At 55.3% G+C, this 15,288-nt stretch carries 9 protein-coding genes; 2 read left to right on the forward strand and 7 right to left on the reverse strand.

Features of this window, described 5'->3' with window-relative positions:
- Positions 1-113 precede the first annotated feature (113 nt).
- The 5 genes from Mag101_RS15130 to Mag101_RS15150 all read right to left on the reverse strand — a co-directional run bounded on the left by Mag101_RS15130 (position 114) and on the right by Mag101_RS15150 (position 7,941).
- A complete protein-coding gene (locus Mag101_RS15130) occupies positions 114-1,004 on the reverse strand; it encodes a hypothetical protein (protein ID WP_077406864.1) in 891 nt (296 codons plus the stop codon).
- Positions 1,005-1,419: 415 nt separating this feature from the next.
- Complete coding sequence (locus Mag101_RS15135; RefSeq protein ID WP_077406867.1) at positions 1,420-2,940, reverse strand: tryptophan halogenase family protein; 1,521 nt, start codon at positions 2,938-2,940, stop codon at positions 1,420-1,422.
- Between the two features lie 9 nt (positions 2,941-2,949).
- Positions 2,950-4,029, reverse strand: a complete 1,080-nt coding sequence (locus tag Mag101_RS15140) for a cupin-like domain-containing protein (RefSeq protein ID WP_418287749.1) — start codon at positions 4,027-4,029, stop codon at positions 2,950-2,952.
- Positions 4,016-4,750, reverse strand: coding sequence for a SapC family protein (locus Mag101_RS15145; RefSeq protein ID WP_077406870.1), 735 nt, complete (start codon positions 4,748-4,750; stop codon positions 4,016-4,018). The genes Mag101_RS15140 and Mag101_RS15145 overlap by 14 nt, the downstream gene beginning before the upstream one ends.
- A gap of 167 nt (positions 4,751-4,917) precedes the next feature.
- On the reverse strand, positions 4,918-7,941 hold the full coding sequence (locus tag Mag101_RS15150; protein WP_077406874.1) for a TonB-dependent receptor: 3,024 nt from the start codon (positions 7,939-7,941) through the stop codon (positions 4,918-4,920).
- 385 nt (positions 7,942-8,326) lie between these two features.
- Here Mag101_RS15150 and Mag101_RS15155 point away from each other — a divergent pair, with 385 nt between their 5' ends.
- Together Mag101_RS15155 and malT are read left to right on the forward strand one after the other, a co-directional pair.
- Complete coding sequence (locus tag Mag101_RS15155; protein WP_077406877.1) at positions 8,327-10,129, forward strand: glycoside hydrolase family 9 protein; 1,803 nt, start codon at positions 8,327-8,329, stop codon at positions 10,127-10,129.
- A gap of 159 nt (positions 10,130-10,288) precedes the next feature.
- On the forward strand, positions 10,289-13,015 hold the full coding sequence (malT, locus tag Mag101_RS15160) for an HTH-type transcriptional regulator MalT (protein ID WP_232325047.1): 2,727 nt from the start codon (positions 10,289-10,291) through the stop codon (positions 13,013-13,015).
- Between the two features lie 58 nt (positions 13,016-13,073).
- On the opposite strand, the gene Mag101_RS15165 is transcribed toward malT, so the two are convergent.
- Complete coding sequence (locus tag Mag101_RS15165; protein WP_077406883.1) at positions 13,074-13,979, reverse strand: hypothetical protein; 906 nt, start codon at positions 13,977-13,979, stop codon at positions 13,074-13,076.
- Positions 13,980-13,988: 9 nt separating this feature from the next.
- Positions 13,989-15,014: a hypothetical protein gene (locus Mag101_RS15170; protein WP_157520428.1), complete on the reverse strand. Its 1,026-nt coding sequence runs from the start codon at positions 15,012-15,014 to the stop codon at positions 13,989-13,991.
- Positions 15,015-15,288: the final 274 nt, after the last annotated feature.

The raw sequence follows: 15,288 nt of genomic DNA on the forward strand, positions 1-15,288 counted from the left end.
TTGTGAGACACGCCGTATACCCATCCCTGGGGGCTCGGCTGCGGCCGTCCTGGCCGCAGACGGTCTCACAAGAGGCCACCCGGCATCACCACCTTAAATTCAAGCAGCTGTAGTTAAATCACCGCTTCCGATGTTCTTTTTAGTGGGCTCGGACGGCGTGTTGAGGACTTCTTCAATACCTCTTTCACATCTTCAACCAAGTTTTTGTGCACCAGCGGGTTCTCCCAGTAGCCATCATGGGAAACCAGTTGCGGCCCCCAGCTGGCAGCAGTCCAGTCGGACAGCGGGCGGGTTTCGAAGTCGCGGTAGACGGCCTGGTTATAGGAGGGACTGAGGGGCTTCAGGGGCCAGCCAAACAGGTCGTCCGGATGGTAAAAGTTTTTCCAGCGGAAGTTGTAGCCGCGGGTTTCGGAGGTGACGGCCTGGATCTGGTCGCGGGCCATGCCGGCGGACCACAGGGGGTTGCTGGCGCCCAGGGTGTACCAGTGGCTGAGCGTCTTGCCGCGTAGGAACAGGTCTTTAGCGGAGCCTTTGTGCACGCCCTTGGGGCCGCCATCGCGCCAGATACCGTGACTGATAGTGGGCCGCTGGGCATCCCAAAGGTAATTGGACAGGGTGCTGCAACCGATGGAGTGGGTGAGCAATACGACCGGGGTATTGTCGCTGGTGGCTTTGGCGGCGCGCTCGAAGGTCTGGTAAATCGCCTGCTGGCTCTTGTCGTAGTTGCCACCGCGCTGGTCTATATCAGACAACTGGGCAGAGGCTTCGGCGAGGCCGCACAGCATAAATTTGCGCGCGCGCAGGTAATCCATATCGCGCTTTTGCATGGCGTCGAACACGCGTTCGATGTTTGGCTGCAAGTGCGTATCGCACAAGATGGTCTCGGTGTGAATCCGGGACCAGTCGTCGCCCAGCGCCGACTCGAGTGCCTGGAACAGTGGCTCGGCGAAGTCTTCGTTTACTGCCCCCATACCGGGCGCCGCAAGGATTACTAGATCGGCCATATTCGCTCCCTGTGATTATTCTGGTTTTGTTATTGGATACGAATACTTCTGCGGGGTTGCCCGCGCATCCTGAGTGTTGTTTATTTTTGCGCCACTCTCTTTACAACGAGCGGTGACGCAATAACCACAAACAGAAAAAACTACCACTCGATGGTCAGAATGGGAAGATTTACGCCAGAAATGTGCCCTGATCGGCATTTTTACACGCAATTTCACAAAATTTGGCGTGTAAGGGAAATAAATGGGAACTGAAACGCCAGGACACCGTCAAAGAGTACAGTTCCCCGAATCGCGTTTGCGGTGTCAGCGCATGGCGATTGGACTCTCTCATCGTATCTTTGCTTCAAGCCGGCCTTGCGCCGGCTTTTCTTTGTCTGATGACTTCAAACACAGGGGATACTTGAGACCGAATCAATCAGGCCTCCGTCGCGACAGCCTCCGCGCAGTACTGCTGAATAAACTCGTGGTGTGGCGGCAAGGTCTGGACAGCGCGCGCCACCTGGCTACGCAAGCCGGTTTGCAGCTGTTGCATCTGCTGCTCGGTCATCATTTGCGTGACCGGGTGGTGTCGCTGGGGCTTTAGTCCCTGCCCCAACATCACCTGCACCCAGGAGTCCACCCGGAACAATTCATCGTTGTTTTGATAAGCATGGGCGCGCTCACGGAACAGTGCGATGCGTTGTGCGAGGCTATCAGGAATCGCCATTTGTCGGCAGTGATCCCAGAAGGGGTCTCCATGACGCTGGTTGACGTGGTAGTGCAGTACGATGAAATCCCGGATGTCCTCAAGCTCGCGCTGGGTCTGCTTGTTGTATTCATCCCGCAGCGCCGGTTCTGCACCGTTGAACGGGAACAACTGCATCAGACGTACTACGCCGGTCACAATCAAATGGATACTGGTGCTTTCCAATGGTTCGATAAAGCCGCTGGCTAGTCCCAGTGCAACACAGTTATTTTTCCAGGTTTGTTTTCGCCGCCCGGTGGCAAAACGAATCACTCTAGGCTCGGTCATCGGCTTACCATCCACACGATCCAGCAACAGTGCGCTAGCATCGTCGTCGGACAGGTAGTCACTGCAATAAACCAGGCCATTGCCCACACGAGTCTGCAACGGAATCCGCCAGCGCCAGCCTGCCTTCTCCGCGATGGAACGGGTATAGGGCATTGCAGGTTCGGTCGCTGAGGTTTGCAGGGGCACCGCTCTGTCGCACGGCAGCCAGTGAGACCAGTCTTCAAATTCACTGCCCAGGGCCTTACCTGCGAGCAGGCTGCGAAACCCGCTGCAATCGATAAACAGATCGCCCTCAATTTCGCGGCCATCGTCGAGAATCAACGCCAGAATATCCCCACTCTCTGCGTCCTGACGCACATCCTGAATCAAACCCTCAACGCGGGTTACGCCATGCTCTTCGCTGATTTCGCGCAGAAACGCTGCGTAGCGAGTGGCATCCAGATGGTAAGCAAAATTAATATTGGATTTGGACGAAGTGGCAAAACGCCCGGCCTCTGCAGCCTGATGTTCCAGACAAAATTCACCGATATCGCTATCGAACCCCATCTCCCGGCCGCGCAACCAGAAATGGTGGAAGTCACACATCCAGGCACTAGTACCGGTTTTACCGAAGGAGTGAATGTAGCGCTCACCTTCTCGCCCCCAATTCTCGAAAGCGATCCCCAGCTTGGCGGTAGCGCCAGTAGCGCGCATAAACTCCTGTTCGTCGATGCCCAACAGGTGATGGAAAGTACGCAGCGGTGGAATGGTAGCTTCCCCCACCCCCACGGTGCCAATCGCGTCAGATTCCACCAGGGTAATTTCCAGCAAGTCACCCAGTTTCTTCGACAGGGCTGCGGCAGCAATCCAACCTGCAGTTCCGCCACCCGCAATCACAATACGTTTTACGGCTGCATCGGTCTTCTTGCTATTTTGTGTATTCATATTCAGACCTCAACGATTCAACCGGTTGATCAACATGGCACGCAACTGGCGGGCGCTGGCATCGTCCATTTTCCCCAATACCCCGCGCGCGTGTTCGGGCAGGTGTTCACCGGCTTGCTCTGAAGCGCCAAATACGTAGTAGTCGAACAACTGTCGCCACCCCTCTTTTTCGTGTTCGGGCTTATCGCGCAGGGAAAGGATTCCATGATACAGGGCATTCATTCCCGAACCGGTGAACTGGGGAGCATCGTCCCACCAGTAGTTCACCAAAATATTGAATGGGCTCAGCCCCTCCACGTGATGCATCCACATACTGGGAATATAAATACCATCTCCCGGCTCCAGCTCCGCCACCGATCCGTTGGTAATGGCCTCACGAAAGCGAGGGAAGCGCGCAAAGTCCGGCCGTGCAAAATCCACCATACTGATGGCTTGCCCACCAGGCGTCAGGTCCAGTGGACCGAAATATAGGTTTTTAAATTGATCCGGAGGAAATAACGTAAAACGTCGACGCCCTGCCACACAGCAGGCGATATTATCCAGCGCATCATAGTGACAACTGGCCACTGAGCGGTTTCCAATCCAGACTTTCATTTGTGGTGGCGCGACAGGATGATCCGCTACGGCGCGTGGAATCTGTAGATCGTTTTCCCCGCGCATACCGGGAAAAAACCCATCAACAGAGGTCGAAGAAATGTAGTAGGAGGAATACCCCTCGTTGCTCACCGCCCGACCGCCCAAGGTTTGCAGGATTTTCTGCAATACCTCATCGACAGGGGCACGAGCGGTATCGTAATTCAGTTTCCGTACATCCTCATCGTAGAAGTAACGACCAGAAGTATCATGACCGAAATTCACCAGACAAGGTTTGCCATTATAAAACCTGCTTAGGTAGCTAACGGCAGATTCTGCAGACTGTTCCGCGGAACTTACCAGTGGCCAGTGCTTTATCAGACCCCGGAGTATTATCGGAGTATTGCACTGCAATATATCCGCTGGAATTCTCGCCCCTGGCCCAATGGAAATTTCATCCACCGGATTGCTGACTTGCTCGGGTCTCTGCATTGCAGGCATCTCACAAGCTGGCATTTTTGCGAGCTACTAGCTGTTCGATGTTACCGAGGGACGCAAGCATGAGGAATACGCCACGTAGATAGCCTGCGCCATTGAGCGCCTGTAGACTTTCTCCATTCAAACTGTGTAGACGCTCTTCGCTCACCGTGTAGTAGCCCGAGAGTTGATGTTTATCACCATTCTTGAGGTCCACATTAATGGAAACCGGTTCGATCAACCCGACCTCATCCAAAGCAGAGAACATCTGACGACCGATCTCTTCCCCCTGATGAATGGTGCGTAACACACCAGAGATATACTCCAGGTAGGAGCTGTTACCACCAAACTCTCGAAACAGTGGCGTACCCGCTTCGCGACACAGCTTGGGACTATCAGCATCCACATAGATCATTGGCTCTGGCGCATCACCATTCTCCGATTCCTGAAAACCGATGATGAAAGGGCCGCGCGCAACCATAGCGGGCACATAATTCCCTGCCCAACCATTGTCACTCTGACCATCATTGTTTAAAAAGAGATTTTCTCCTTTCTGCAGACCGAGAATGGCCACTGCCTGGAATTCGCCAGTTTGTCCATCTTTCCTGAGAAGGATGGGATACTCCCGTTGGATATTTTCAAACTCGGTGGGAAAGGTAAGCACCGCAGCGGCACCATCACCGAGGGCCACAGAAAAACCCGGCAACACTTTGAGATCGGCGTGCTCAACATTGTTCAGCAGCACATAATTCGCATTCATAATTACCCCGTTATTATTATGTGGAAGTAGTACTTCTTTCAGGGATTGAAACCTGGTCCCAACAAGGCCAGAACTTCATACTACCGGCATTTCCAACAAACAAAAAGCCGCTGTTTCCAGCGGCTTCCTGTACAACTAGTCAACAAATTTCACGGCTAGCGCTATCATCAGAACTTGTAGTAAGCCCCGAGCTGGTAACGCGCACCAAGGTCATCCATATAGCGCACCATGCGCTCGTTCCGGTTGTACTCTTTGATGTCTTCGCCAGTGATGTTGATACCTTCGAATGACAGCGAGATCTGCTCGGTCAGGTCGTAACCCACGCTCATGTCAATCTGTGAGAAGGTATCCACATAACGTGGGTTACGCGAGGAACCCTGGTTGGTTGCCGTCAGGAACTTGTCCCGCCAGTTATATGCCAAGCGCGCCTGCAAGCCGAAATTCTCGTACACCAATACCACGTTGGCAGTGTCACTAAGGCCGGTCAGGGCGAACTGATTTTCCGTTGGTAGCCCCAAGTCATCGAAACCCACGTCACCGCGGACGATGGTGTAGTTGGCCTGGATACCAAAGCCTGTTTCGCCGAAGAAGTGCTGGGCGGCCAGTTCCGCACCATGGATTTTCGCTTCGCGGTTGTTGATCGGCTTACTGGTGCGGAACACCATTTCCGGATCACCCGCTTCCGGAATTACATCCCAGCCCGCAGTTTCGCCCAGCAACAGCAGCTGCTCGGTGGTGCCTTCAAATACGCCATTCGGGAAAATAGTGGGGTTATCGGTTATCGCTTCCGGATGCTCCATTAACACCACCATTGCGTAGAGGTTGGTGTCATCGGTGGAGAGACCGAGGGATTCCAGTTCAGTCTGCGCTGCCAATGCGCGAGGGCCCGCAGTCTGGTCGAGAATACCGAAGTGCGTTTCGTCTTCCTGGCCGGTGCCGATAAAGTTATCCACACGCTTTTCGAAGAAACCCAGGGATACGTAGCTAGAGTCACCGTAATACCACTCCACCGACAGGTCGAGGTTGTTGGATTCCAGCGGCAGCAGGCCCGGGTTGGAAGAAGTAGCCGTGGGTACGGCGCCATTCAGTGTTGAGCCCTGGAGACCGAAATCGCCCGGAGCCACTTTCAGGTCACCATAGCCGGCACGCGCAATCGACTTACTGTAAGAGAAGCGACCCACCAGGTCGTCGGTAAACTGGATATCGAAATCCAAGCTCGGCAGCACGTTGTCGTAGCTCGCGCGTTCAGACCAAGCTTCCTGATCACCGGCCGCGCCCGGAGAAAAGTCGTTGTTGTTTTCCCAAACCAGATACGGGATCGGGTTCACCAACGACTGGGAAGATACGTCTGTGGTTTCATAGCGTACACCGGCGAGGAAGTTCACTGGCATGCTGTTGAGCTCACTGTTCAAACCAACCTGGAAGTACGCAGCGGTGGTGTCTTCCTCGAGAATATCGCTGAAGGAGTTGGTGTCCGAGACACACAGACAGGTATCCGGGTACAGAGTGTTGGCGTAGCGGGTCAGTGCTACGGCATCGCCACGGAAGGCTGTAACCGGGCTGCTGCCAGTATTGAAGTCTTCGAATTCGCTGGCCACGTTAATTACGTCCAGCATATCTGCAGGGAACTCACCCGGGTTCGCAATCCCCCAGTTACCCAGCGCCTGGTTTACCCCGGAGGTCTGATAGGCACTCATTTCCATCTGGCGGGTTTCTACGCCGAAGTCGAAACGGCCATTATCAAACTCAAACTGCCCATCAAACTTTGCCTGGGTAATGTCGTTAACCGAACCGGCGCCGCGCACACGCAAGATTGAAGAGCCCACATCCGCTGCGGTAAGTGCGTTACCCGCGACGGTCGTATTGTGAGAGTACTGCGGAGTAGTACCAGAAAAGTCCAGCGTTTTACCGGTAACGGTGGGAGAGCCAAGACCGATAGCGACTTCACCAGCACGATCCGGCCCAGTCGGCATGCTTTCCATGGAAGAGTCGTGGACATCCAACCCCAAGGTAAGCGCGTCGTTTACTTCAAATTCAAAGTTTACGCCCAGGGAATCCAGGGTGTTGCTCTGCGCGCGATACTGCTGCTCAAAGCCAATATCAACCGTACCGCCATAGGCTTCACTGATCGATAGCGGAGTCGCAATTTCAGAATCGTCGAATACGACACGCGCGAGGTTGGAACCGTTCTGAATCCAGTTGGTTACCTCGCCGCGGTGCTCTTCGATATCGTTGTCCGCATAGAGGTAATCAACGGTCGCGGTGATTTTCTCGGTAGGTTTGAATTGCAGGGTCAGCTGGCCGTTGAGGCGCTCGCGCTGGGTATCTGAGAAAGCGTAACGGAAGTCGTTCGGGCGAGCATACAGCTGGCCATCTTCCGGGGCATTTACAATTTCCGCTTTGTCCGCGGCGGTCACCGGGTTCTGGTTGTACAGGTCATCCTGCCCCCAAACGCCGATGTTCCAGTTATTCACGGTGACACCGGAATAGCCCGAGTCACGTTTTTGATGGCTCAGCGCCAGAGACGCACCCCAGGTGGCCTCTTCGTTGGCCCAGCTAACAATGCCAGAAAACTCAGGAGTAATATCGTCGTTGTAGCGGTTGGTGGTATCGGCCACTGCCTTAACACCGGCACTGGCGGTCAGGCCCGGGCTGTCCAGCGGGCGAGTGGTTTTAATATCGATGGTGGCACCGATGCCGCCAGTCGCCACGTTGGCCTTGCTGGTTTTGTATACCTCAACGCCACTGACGTTTTCCGATGCCAGGTTGGCGAAATTGAACGCGCGCGTACCGCCCGCTTTGGTAGAGCCATCAGAGCCACTACCACCACCGTAGGTGGTACCGGTAGGCATGGTGCGGCCGTTCAGGGTCACCATGTTGTTGTCCGGGCCAAAGCCTCGCACGGTAACTTCCGCGCCTTCACCATTCACACGGTTAATCGAAACACCGGTGATCCGCTGCAGGGATTCCGCAAGGTTGGTATCCGGGAACTTACCCATATCCTCGGCAGAAATGGCATCCACAACACCGGTAGAATCCCGCTTGATATCCATGGCGCGGTCCATCGACGCGCGAATACCTACCACCGTAACTTCTTCAACGGTGTTTTCCTGAGCGAGCACTTGTGGCGCGCAAGTCATCGAAGCGATGGCGGCAACCACCGCTCCCGAAAGTTTTGTGCGTTTGAACATTCGAATTTTCCCTCTTCTCGTTTTCCACCGCCCCTGCCGAGCAGACAGCCGTTATTCAGGTGCGCGGTTATTGTGGTTATTGTTTGAATCGCTATACCAGCAGTGCTTACGCACCGGGCACGGGACAGGGCGCCTCAAGTGAAGTCCAGCGCGCACAAACCTCTCGCACAAAATATTGCCCTATCTACTCAAGAAGACGCTTCAGTAGAAGAAATAGTCCCCCCACGTAGCGAGAAAATTGGAAATCCGCGACAGCGCAAAACTGAGCTACAACAAGAGCGGTCCGATTGTGCAGACTGAAACGTCTCATTCAGATACCGGGCGAGACCTGCCCCAAGCAACTACTTCCGTCGCGTCATTGCGACCTCACCGTGCTGGAGCTCACATGACCACGATCGCCAGAACAAAAGCCTTAACCCTCTTCGTTTGCCTCACACTTGCCACCGGTGCCGATGCCAATGCAGGAACGGAGAAGCACGCTCCTGTCCCAAGCAACCTGATTCGCATGAACCAATTGGGTTACAAGCCCAAGTCCAGCAAATTGGTCGTCGTCATTGCGGAGAAAAATCCCGGGTCCTTTACCGTACGCGAGCTATTCAGTAACGAAGTTGTCCTGCGCGGTAAGATGCGACAGTCGACGGAAGTAACTCTGGCGGGCGCACGAGCCTGGCACGCAGATTTGGGCAATGTGCGAAAACCCGGCCGCTACGCTTTGGAGCTACCCGACGGACAGCGGGCTACATTTCAGGTTGCCGAGGAGGTATATAAGGACCTGGCCGATGCCAGCCTTAAAGCGTTTTATTACCAGCGCGCCTCAATGCCGATTGAGGACGACCATGCAGGCATCTGGGCCCGGACTGCGGGACACCCGGACCACAAGGTCCTGATCCACAGCTCCGCGGCCAGCGCCGCGCGCCCGGCCGGTACCGAGGTATCCGCCCCCAAAGGCTGGTACGACGCAGGTGACTACAACAAGTATGTAGTGAACAGTGGTATCACCATGGGCACTCTGATGAGTGCTTATGAACGCTTTCCAGAACATTTTTCGGCGCACACACTGGCTATTCCCGAGTCCGGCAATGACATGCCCGACATCCTCGATGAAGTGCGCTACAACCTGGATTGGCTGGCGCGCATGCAGGACCCCAACGACGGCGGCGTGTACCACAAACTGACCACCGCCAACTTCGCGGGCATGGTCGCCCCGCATACCGCCACGAAAACACGCTATATGGTGCAGAAAAGCACCGCGGCCACGCTGGATTTTGCCGCAGTCATGGCCCAGGCCTCACGGGTATTCGCAAAGTTCCAACCTCAACACGCTGCGGATTACCTCAACGCGGCGCAGGCCGCGTGGCAGTGGGCAAAAGACAATCCTGCGGTGGCGTATCGACAGGAACAACTCAACCAGCGGTTCGACCCGGACATCGTCACCGGCGCGTATGGTGATGAGCATCTCACCGATGAGTTCTTCTGGGCTGCTGCTGAGTTGTATCTCGCCACCGAGGAGTCCCGGTATTGGAAGGTCATTCACACCACGGCAATCGAATACTCCCTGCCAAACTGGGGGGACGTGCGTTGGCTCGGGTATTACAGCTTGCTCGCCAACAAAGCGAAGCTCCCCAAAGAGAGCGCCCCGTGGCAAAACAGAGTGACCGCCAGTTTGGTGCAGGCAGCACTCGACCTGCACTCCGCAGGCATGCGCAGTGCCTACCATACCCCCATGGCTAGCGACCCCGCGCATTTCGTATGGGGAAGCAACGCGGTGGCGGCCAACCAGGGTATTTTGCTGCTCGAGGCCTTCCGCATTACCGGCAACAGCGACTTTCTACGCGGTGCCGAAGATACCCGCGACTACCTGCTCGGGCGCAATGCCACAGGCTACTCTTTTGTCACCGGTTTCGGCACCCGCACCCCGCAGCACCCACACCACCGCCTCGCGGCAGCGCACCCGGAACGTCCTCCCCTACCGGGGTTTCTGGTGGGTGGCCCCAACCCAGCGCAACAAGATGGCTGCGACTACCCCAGCAACATCGCCGATGAGTCATTTATTGACGATGTTTGTAGTTATGCCAGCAATGAAATTGCCATCAACTGGAATGCGCCTTTCGCCTATCTGATCAATGGCCTGCAGGCACTGGAAGGCCGGAATGACCGCAGAGCCCCCATCGCTACTAGCGCTCGCTGATTTTTGACCACTAGGTCGCTGGAAATACCCCCTCCTCCTCCCCATACGAGGGGGAGGTGAACGAAATTCCAGGGAGGCACACTAAGACTGTACAATTGTGCCTCCCGGGGTTTAGGTGTGTGGGAACCCCGGTCAATGTCCTGTTGATTGGTCAATGCCATGCTCCTAGCCTCCAAGTACAGCCTTCCCGACTGCCCCGAACACACGTTGCAGAGGCCTCGGCTGCTGTCACTGTTGGAACAAAGCCAGAGTGACCAGCTATTGCTGGTTACCGCCCCTGCCGGCTACGGTAAAACCACCTTGGTCACCTCCTGGGCGATTGAACAGGACAATCCTGTTGCCTGGTATTCCCTCGACGGCGGCGACAACGAGCCCGGCCAGTTCTGCCGCTATCTAGTGGAAAGCGTGCACCGCGCTACCGGCAATGGCGTGCCGGAAACCAGCAAGATCCTCGCTGCTCAGCACAACCTCGATCCCTCACTGGTGATCAGCCAGATGCTGGCGGAGTTGCGCCAGCTCCCCAGCGAGCTGCGCATCGTCCTCGATGACTACCATCAGATCGACAACCCTATCGTCCACGATGCCACCCGCTTTCTGCTGCGCCATGCGCCGGCAGGCATCGGTATCGTAATTACCAGTCGCAGCCAGCCACCGCTGGGCCTCGGCGCGTTGCGCCTGCAGGGCCGACTGCTGGAACTGGGTGCGGAAGACCTGGCGCTGACCATCGACGAAACCACCCAGCTACTCGCTCGCCGCCTCCCGTTTACCCTCGGTAGTGACCGCGTTGCCCAGCTACACCAGCTTTCCGAGGGCTGGCCGCCGGCCATCCAGATGTTCGCGCTGTCCGTGCGTGACCAGGAAGAGGTGGATCGCTATCTCGGCGAACTGGAACAGGGCCACGCACATATTCTCGATTACCTCGCCGAAGAGGTACTGGAACGGCTGGAGCCCGAGCTGCGCCAACTGCTTGCGCGCACCTCTATTCTTACCCGCGTAAATGGCCTGCTGGCGGAACGCCTCAGTGGCCAGACTGGCGGCCAGCAACAACTGGAAACCGCGGCCAGCCGCGGCCTGTTCCTGCAAGCGCAGGACTCCAGCCGCCAGTGGTTTCGTTTCCACCCGGTATTTGCCCGCTTCCTGCAGCGTCAGCTTTCTGACGGCAGCCAGCTAACCCAGCTGCACCAGACCGCCAGTGACACCTGGCAAGAGCTGCAACAACCACTGGAAGCCCTGCGCCACGCACTTAAGGCGGAAGACCGGGACCGGGTACACCGCCTGCTCGCCGAGCAGGGCGAACAGTTCCTGCGCGAAGGCCAGTTCCGGGTGCTCAATGACAGCCTCAACTGGCTGGGCGAAGACCTGATCAAACGCCACGCCTCGTTCACCTTGCTGGCGGCGCGCCTCGCCCGCGACAGCTTCGATTACGAGCGCTGTAACAAACTGCTGGCGGCGGCGGAAAGCTGGCTGCAACGGGAAGATCCCAAGCAGTGGGAAGACTTTGAAGGCGCCTTTGCCGCCATGCGCGCGCAGGCAGCCGTGTCCCGCGGGCAAATCCTCAAAGCCAAAGAGTACGCACAGGAAGCCCTGGACCTGCTCCCCAAAGATCAGGTCAGCGAACGTATTGCCGCACAGCTGGTGATCGGCGAAACCAGCTTCTGTCTGGGTGAGCTGGATCAAGCCATGCACCATATGGAGGCCGTGGAAAAGGCCACCCTGGCGCAGCAGGACATTCCTAATACAGCCTGGGCTGTGTGCCAGCAGACCGAAATCGCCTTCGCCAACGGCCTACTGAAAAAGGCCGCCGCGCTACAGGCGCGCGTGCAGCGACTGGTGGAAGAGCACCACCTTGTGGGCCTGCCGATTTCCGAATTTATTTACCGCCTGAAAGGCCAGCTGCAATGGGAAGCCGGCGATCTTGATGGGGCAGCAGAGTCTGCCCGCCGCGGTATGCAGATTAACCGCAAAGTGGGCGAGCGCTGGCTACTGCCGGAATACACGCTGCTACTGAAAGTCGCTCTGGCACGCGGTGACAAAGACGAGTGCCTGGAGTGGATGGAGCGGGTTGAGCACCTGCTCTCCGGTGAACAGTATCACCGCGACTGGGTTGCCAATGCCGACGCGGCACGCATGCGCGTGTGGCAAGCCCTGGAAAACACCGAGGCCATCGCCACCTGGCAGGAGCAGGCAGAACCGGTCGCCGACCGCCCCAGCAACCATTTCGAGCAGTGCTACGGCCGCAACCATGTACGCGCGCTGATCTCTCTGCACCGCTACTCCGATGCCAACCGTTTGCTCGGCCGCCTGCAACAGGTCGCGGAAGAGTGTGGTTTGGTGACCGACCAGTTGCGCAACCATGTTCTCGCCGCCCACCTTGCGTGGCTGCGCGAGCGCCGCGAAAAAGCGCTGGAAAACCTGCGTGCCGCACTCACCATCATGCTCGACAGCGAGCTGAACGCGAGCTTCCTGCAAATCGGCAAGCCGATGATCGTACTGCTGAAAGCCGCACTGGAAGAAACCGGCGAGCAGGCCCTGAACGAAGCCCAGACCGAGAAGGCGCAGAAGCTCATCAAGCTCGCGCAACAACAGCCGGAACTGGGCGGCGGCATCCGCATCGAACTGGACGAAACCATCGTGCGCGAAATTCTCGCCAGCGATGCCGTGCCCGACTTCCTGCGTCACTCCCCACTCACTCCACGTGAGTGGCAAGTGCTGAATGCGATTCACTCAGGCCTTTCCAACGAGCGTATCGCGCGGCACTTTAAAGTTGCACCCAGCACCATCAAGACCCACATCCGTAGTTTGTATCAGAAACTCGATGTGAAGGATCGCCAGCAGGCGATTGCACTGGCAGAGCAGCTGTTACGCTCGGTGCAGGACAAGCCATAAAAAAAGGCCGGTGTGATTCACACCGGCCTTTTTTCTTTATAAGGAAGCCTACCAGCAGCTAAGCATCGTTTCTTAATGCCTGCCTTGCCTCTGGGCTATTACCAGCTTCGGGCGGATAAATATTGGTGGGCCATTTCAACGGGGCAAAGTTCTTGCACATCTGCAAGCTGCCAACTTCCGACTTTACTTTATCGACTCTAGATTGAACATCAGGACTCAGCTTCAATTCGATATTTTTAACAACCCTGTCTTGAAGCTCTTGCATCGGAGCCGTATCGATGGCAATCGTTCCATGTTCGTCCCGACTGTAATATTCATGTACAAAACACACCTCAACAAAATGCCTATCAGAAATTGGAAAAACTATCAGATTATCCGGCAACGCAAGATTATTGGGGTCTTCGCCACGATTGAATATTTTGAAGCTTGCACATGGCACAGGAAAATGACTAATACTCTTCCAATGCACAGGGCCATGGTGACGGGGAACATGAGATAAATTCCCTCCCCAGTTTTCTGATCCATAGCGATCATTCAAATAATTTACGAGAACCGCCTCGAATGCTAGCGGATTGAAAAATGACGCGGTGTTAAAAGAGTGCTCTTTAAAACGCTCGACAATTGCCACGCTGAAAAACAGCTCTCCCTTACAGCCGGTCATCCAAGGTCCATAAAATGCCCACGCACGAGAAAGCAAACACATCGCGCCCCAGTGCTCATTCGGCATACTTAAATCAACGCGCAAACCAGCGGACCGCGCCTCCAAAACATCATACTTCTTGGGAATCTGCGTTTGCTTCAGGTTTGAGTGTTTCGGTCGATGCACAGGCGCAAGAAAACTCAGCCGACTGCCCCCCAAAAGAATGGAGTCTTTATTGGCAACAGAAGAAAAAGGGCTTCTAGGAATACAAAATTCATCTCGCTTCCGCCATTCAACCGGTGCGTACTTGAGTAGGTCTTTCATGTCACAATCTCAAATCCGATATTTCCGTCTAACACCCTGCGCCACACTCTGACCAACAGAGTATGTGACCCCAAAACCACCAATCGCTGTTGCTATCCCCCCTAAAATTGCGGAAACCGGACCTCCCGCTATCGCCGCGGCAACACCAAGGGGAGTAGACACAGTAATAGCACCTTTGAGCCACAAACTTGCATGATAGCTTCTATCGTAAGGATCGTCTGGATTTTTGATTCGCACTCCCGCAACGGAAAACTTGCTTATCGCACCACTCACACTCAGTCCGGTGTTGGCAATTTTCTTATTTACATTTAAATCCAACTCATGGGCAAGCCTGACAACTTTAGCCGGTGAAGTTTTAGGCTTATGTAAATAGACTGTGTGGCCGGTCAAACTTATGTTCTTATCAGCGAGAATCTGCATCGCCTGAGTTAAAACCACTGAACCGCCCGCATCGGCAATCCAGCGCACGTTTTTAACACCTTGTGCTTTTTCCATGCTGTTTGCTAGATGTACTGCTGAACCACGGCTGTCATCAGTCGCTAAGGCGTTATAGCAGAATAGGCCTCCCAACTCTTTTTTGGCCGGAGAATAATGTAAGTCACACCCATTTACAGATAAGCTTGATGTATCGGCACCCAGAAAATCTCTTACACCGTCAGCACTATAACGAGCGGCGTCTGCTGCGGTCGGATAATGCCCATCAGATATTGTGACAATCCTGCTCGCTTGCGGTAAAACTTTGCCATCTGGGACATGCCGAACTTTCCACCCGTTTGTATGTCCGTCTGATTTAGCCCGATACAAACCTAGTCGAGTATTGCTTTCTGCATTATTGGTGATTTGGTAGTAGTGCTCATCCATCACCAGTTTGGTAATGCAAAACTGGTCATTAGGCCAACGCACAACCGTAGCTTTTAACCCGGGTAAGAAGACGTAGTACTGTGCATTACCGGTAGATATCTGCCTCTCTCCAGGGCGGACATAGACGTTATTCTTCCCTTGCATACCGGTAGTCAGAGCATTCAGCTCCTTCATGGCCATGCGTGCCCAATGGTGACCGCGATTTGCTGCCCGCTGCAGTTTTTCGAAGCTCTCTTGGTATTCGGTTGTACAGCGGATCGGTTTTCCGGCATTTCTTCCAGCGATTAAGGAGGTATTCCGGGTAGAGAGGGACTGGGGGGAGATTGGTGCGCTCATGCAAATCCTTGCGTCGTTTCAATTCCTTTTGAAAGCGCTAAGGATGTTAAAGAGCGCGATATTCTTGTTCAAGACGCGGGGCCAATTATTGCAGGCACTGTGGTACCAGCTT

Source organism: Microbulbifer agarilyticus, from assembly GCF_001999945.1.
GTDB classification, from domain to species: Bacteria; Pseudomonadota; Gammaproteobacteria; order Pseudomonadales; family Cellvibrionaceae; genus Microbulbifer; species Microbulbifer agarilyticus_A.

Excerpts from the sequence above, each read along its gene's own strand:
- Mag101_RS15130 (WP_077406864.1), bottom strand. The coding sequence starts at position 1,004 with ATGGCCGATCTAGTAATCCTTGCGGCGCCCGGTATGGGGGCAGTAAAC.
- Mag101_RS15150 (WP_077406874.1), bottom strand. The coding sequence starts at position 7,941 with ATGTTCAAACGCACAAAACTTTCGGGAGCGGTGGTTGCCGCCATCGCT.
- Mag101_RS15155 (WP_077406877.1), top strand. The coding sequence starts at position 8,327 with ATGACCACGATCGCCAGAACAAAAGCCTTAACCCTCTTCGTTTGCCTC.
- Mag101_RS15165 (WP_077406883.1), bottom strand. The coding sequence starts at position 13,979 with ATGAAAGACCTACTCAAGTACGCACCGGTTGAATGGCGGAAGCGAGAT.
- Mag101_RS15170 (WP_157520428.1), bottom strand. The coding sequence starts at position 15,014 with ATGAAGGAGCTGAATGCTCTGACTACCGGTATGCAAGGGAAGAATAAC.
- Mag101_RS15145 (WP_077406870.1), bottom strand. The coding sequence starts at position 4,750 with ATGAATGCGAATTATGTGCTGCTGAACAATGTTGAGCACGCCGATCTC.
- malT (WP_232325047.1), top strand. The coding sequence starts at position 10,289 with ATGCTCCTAGCCTCCAAGTACAGCCTTCCCGACTGCCCCGAACACACG.
- Mag101_RS15135 (WP_077406867.1), bottom strand. The coding sequence starts at position 2,940 with ATGAATACACAAAATAGCAAGAAGACCGATGCAGCCGTAAAACGTATT.
- Mag101_RS15140 (WP_418287749.1), bottom strand. The coding sequence starts at position 4,029 with ATGCCAGCTTGTGAGATGCCTGCAATGCAGAGACCCGAGCAAGTCAGC.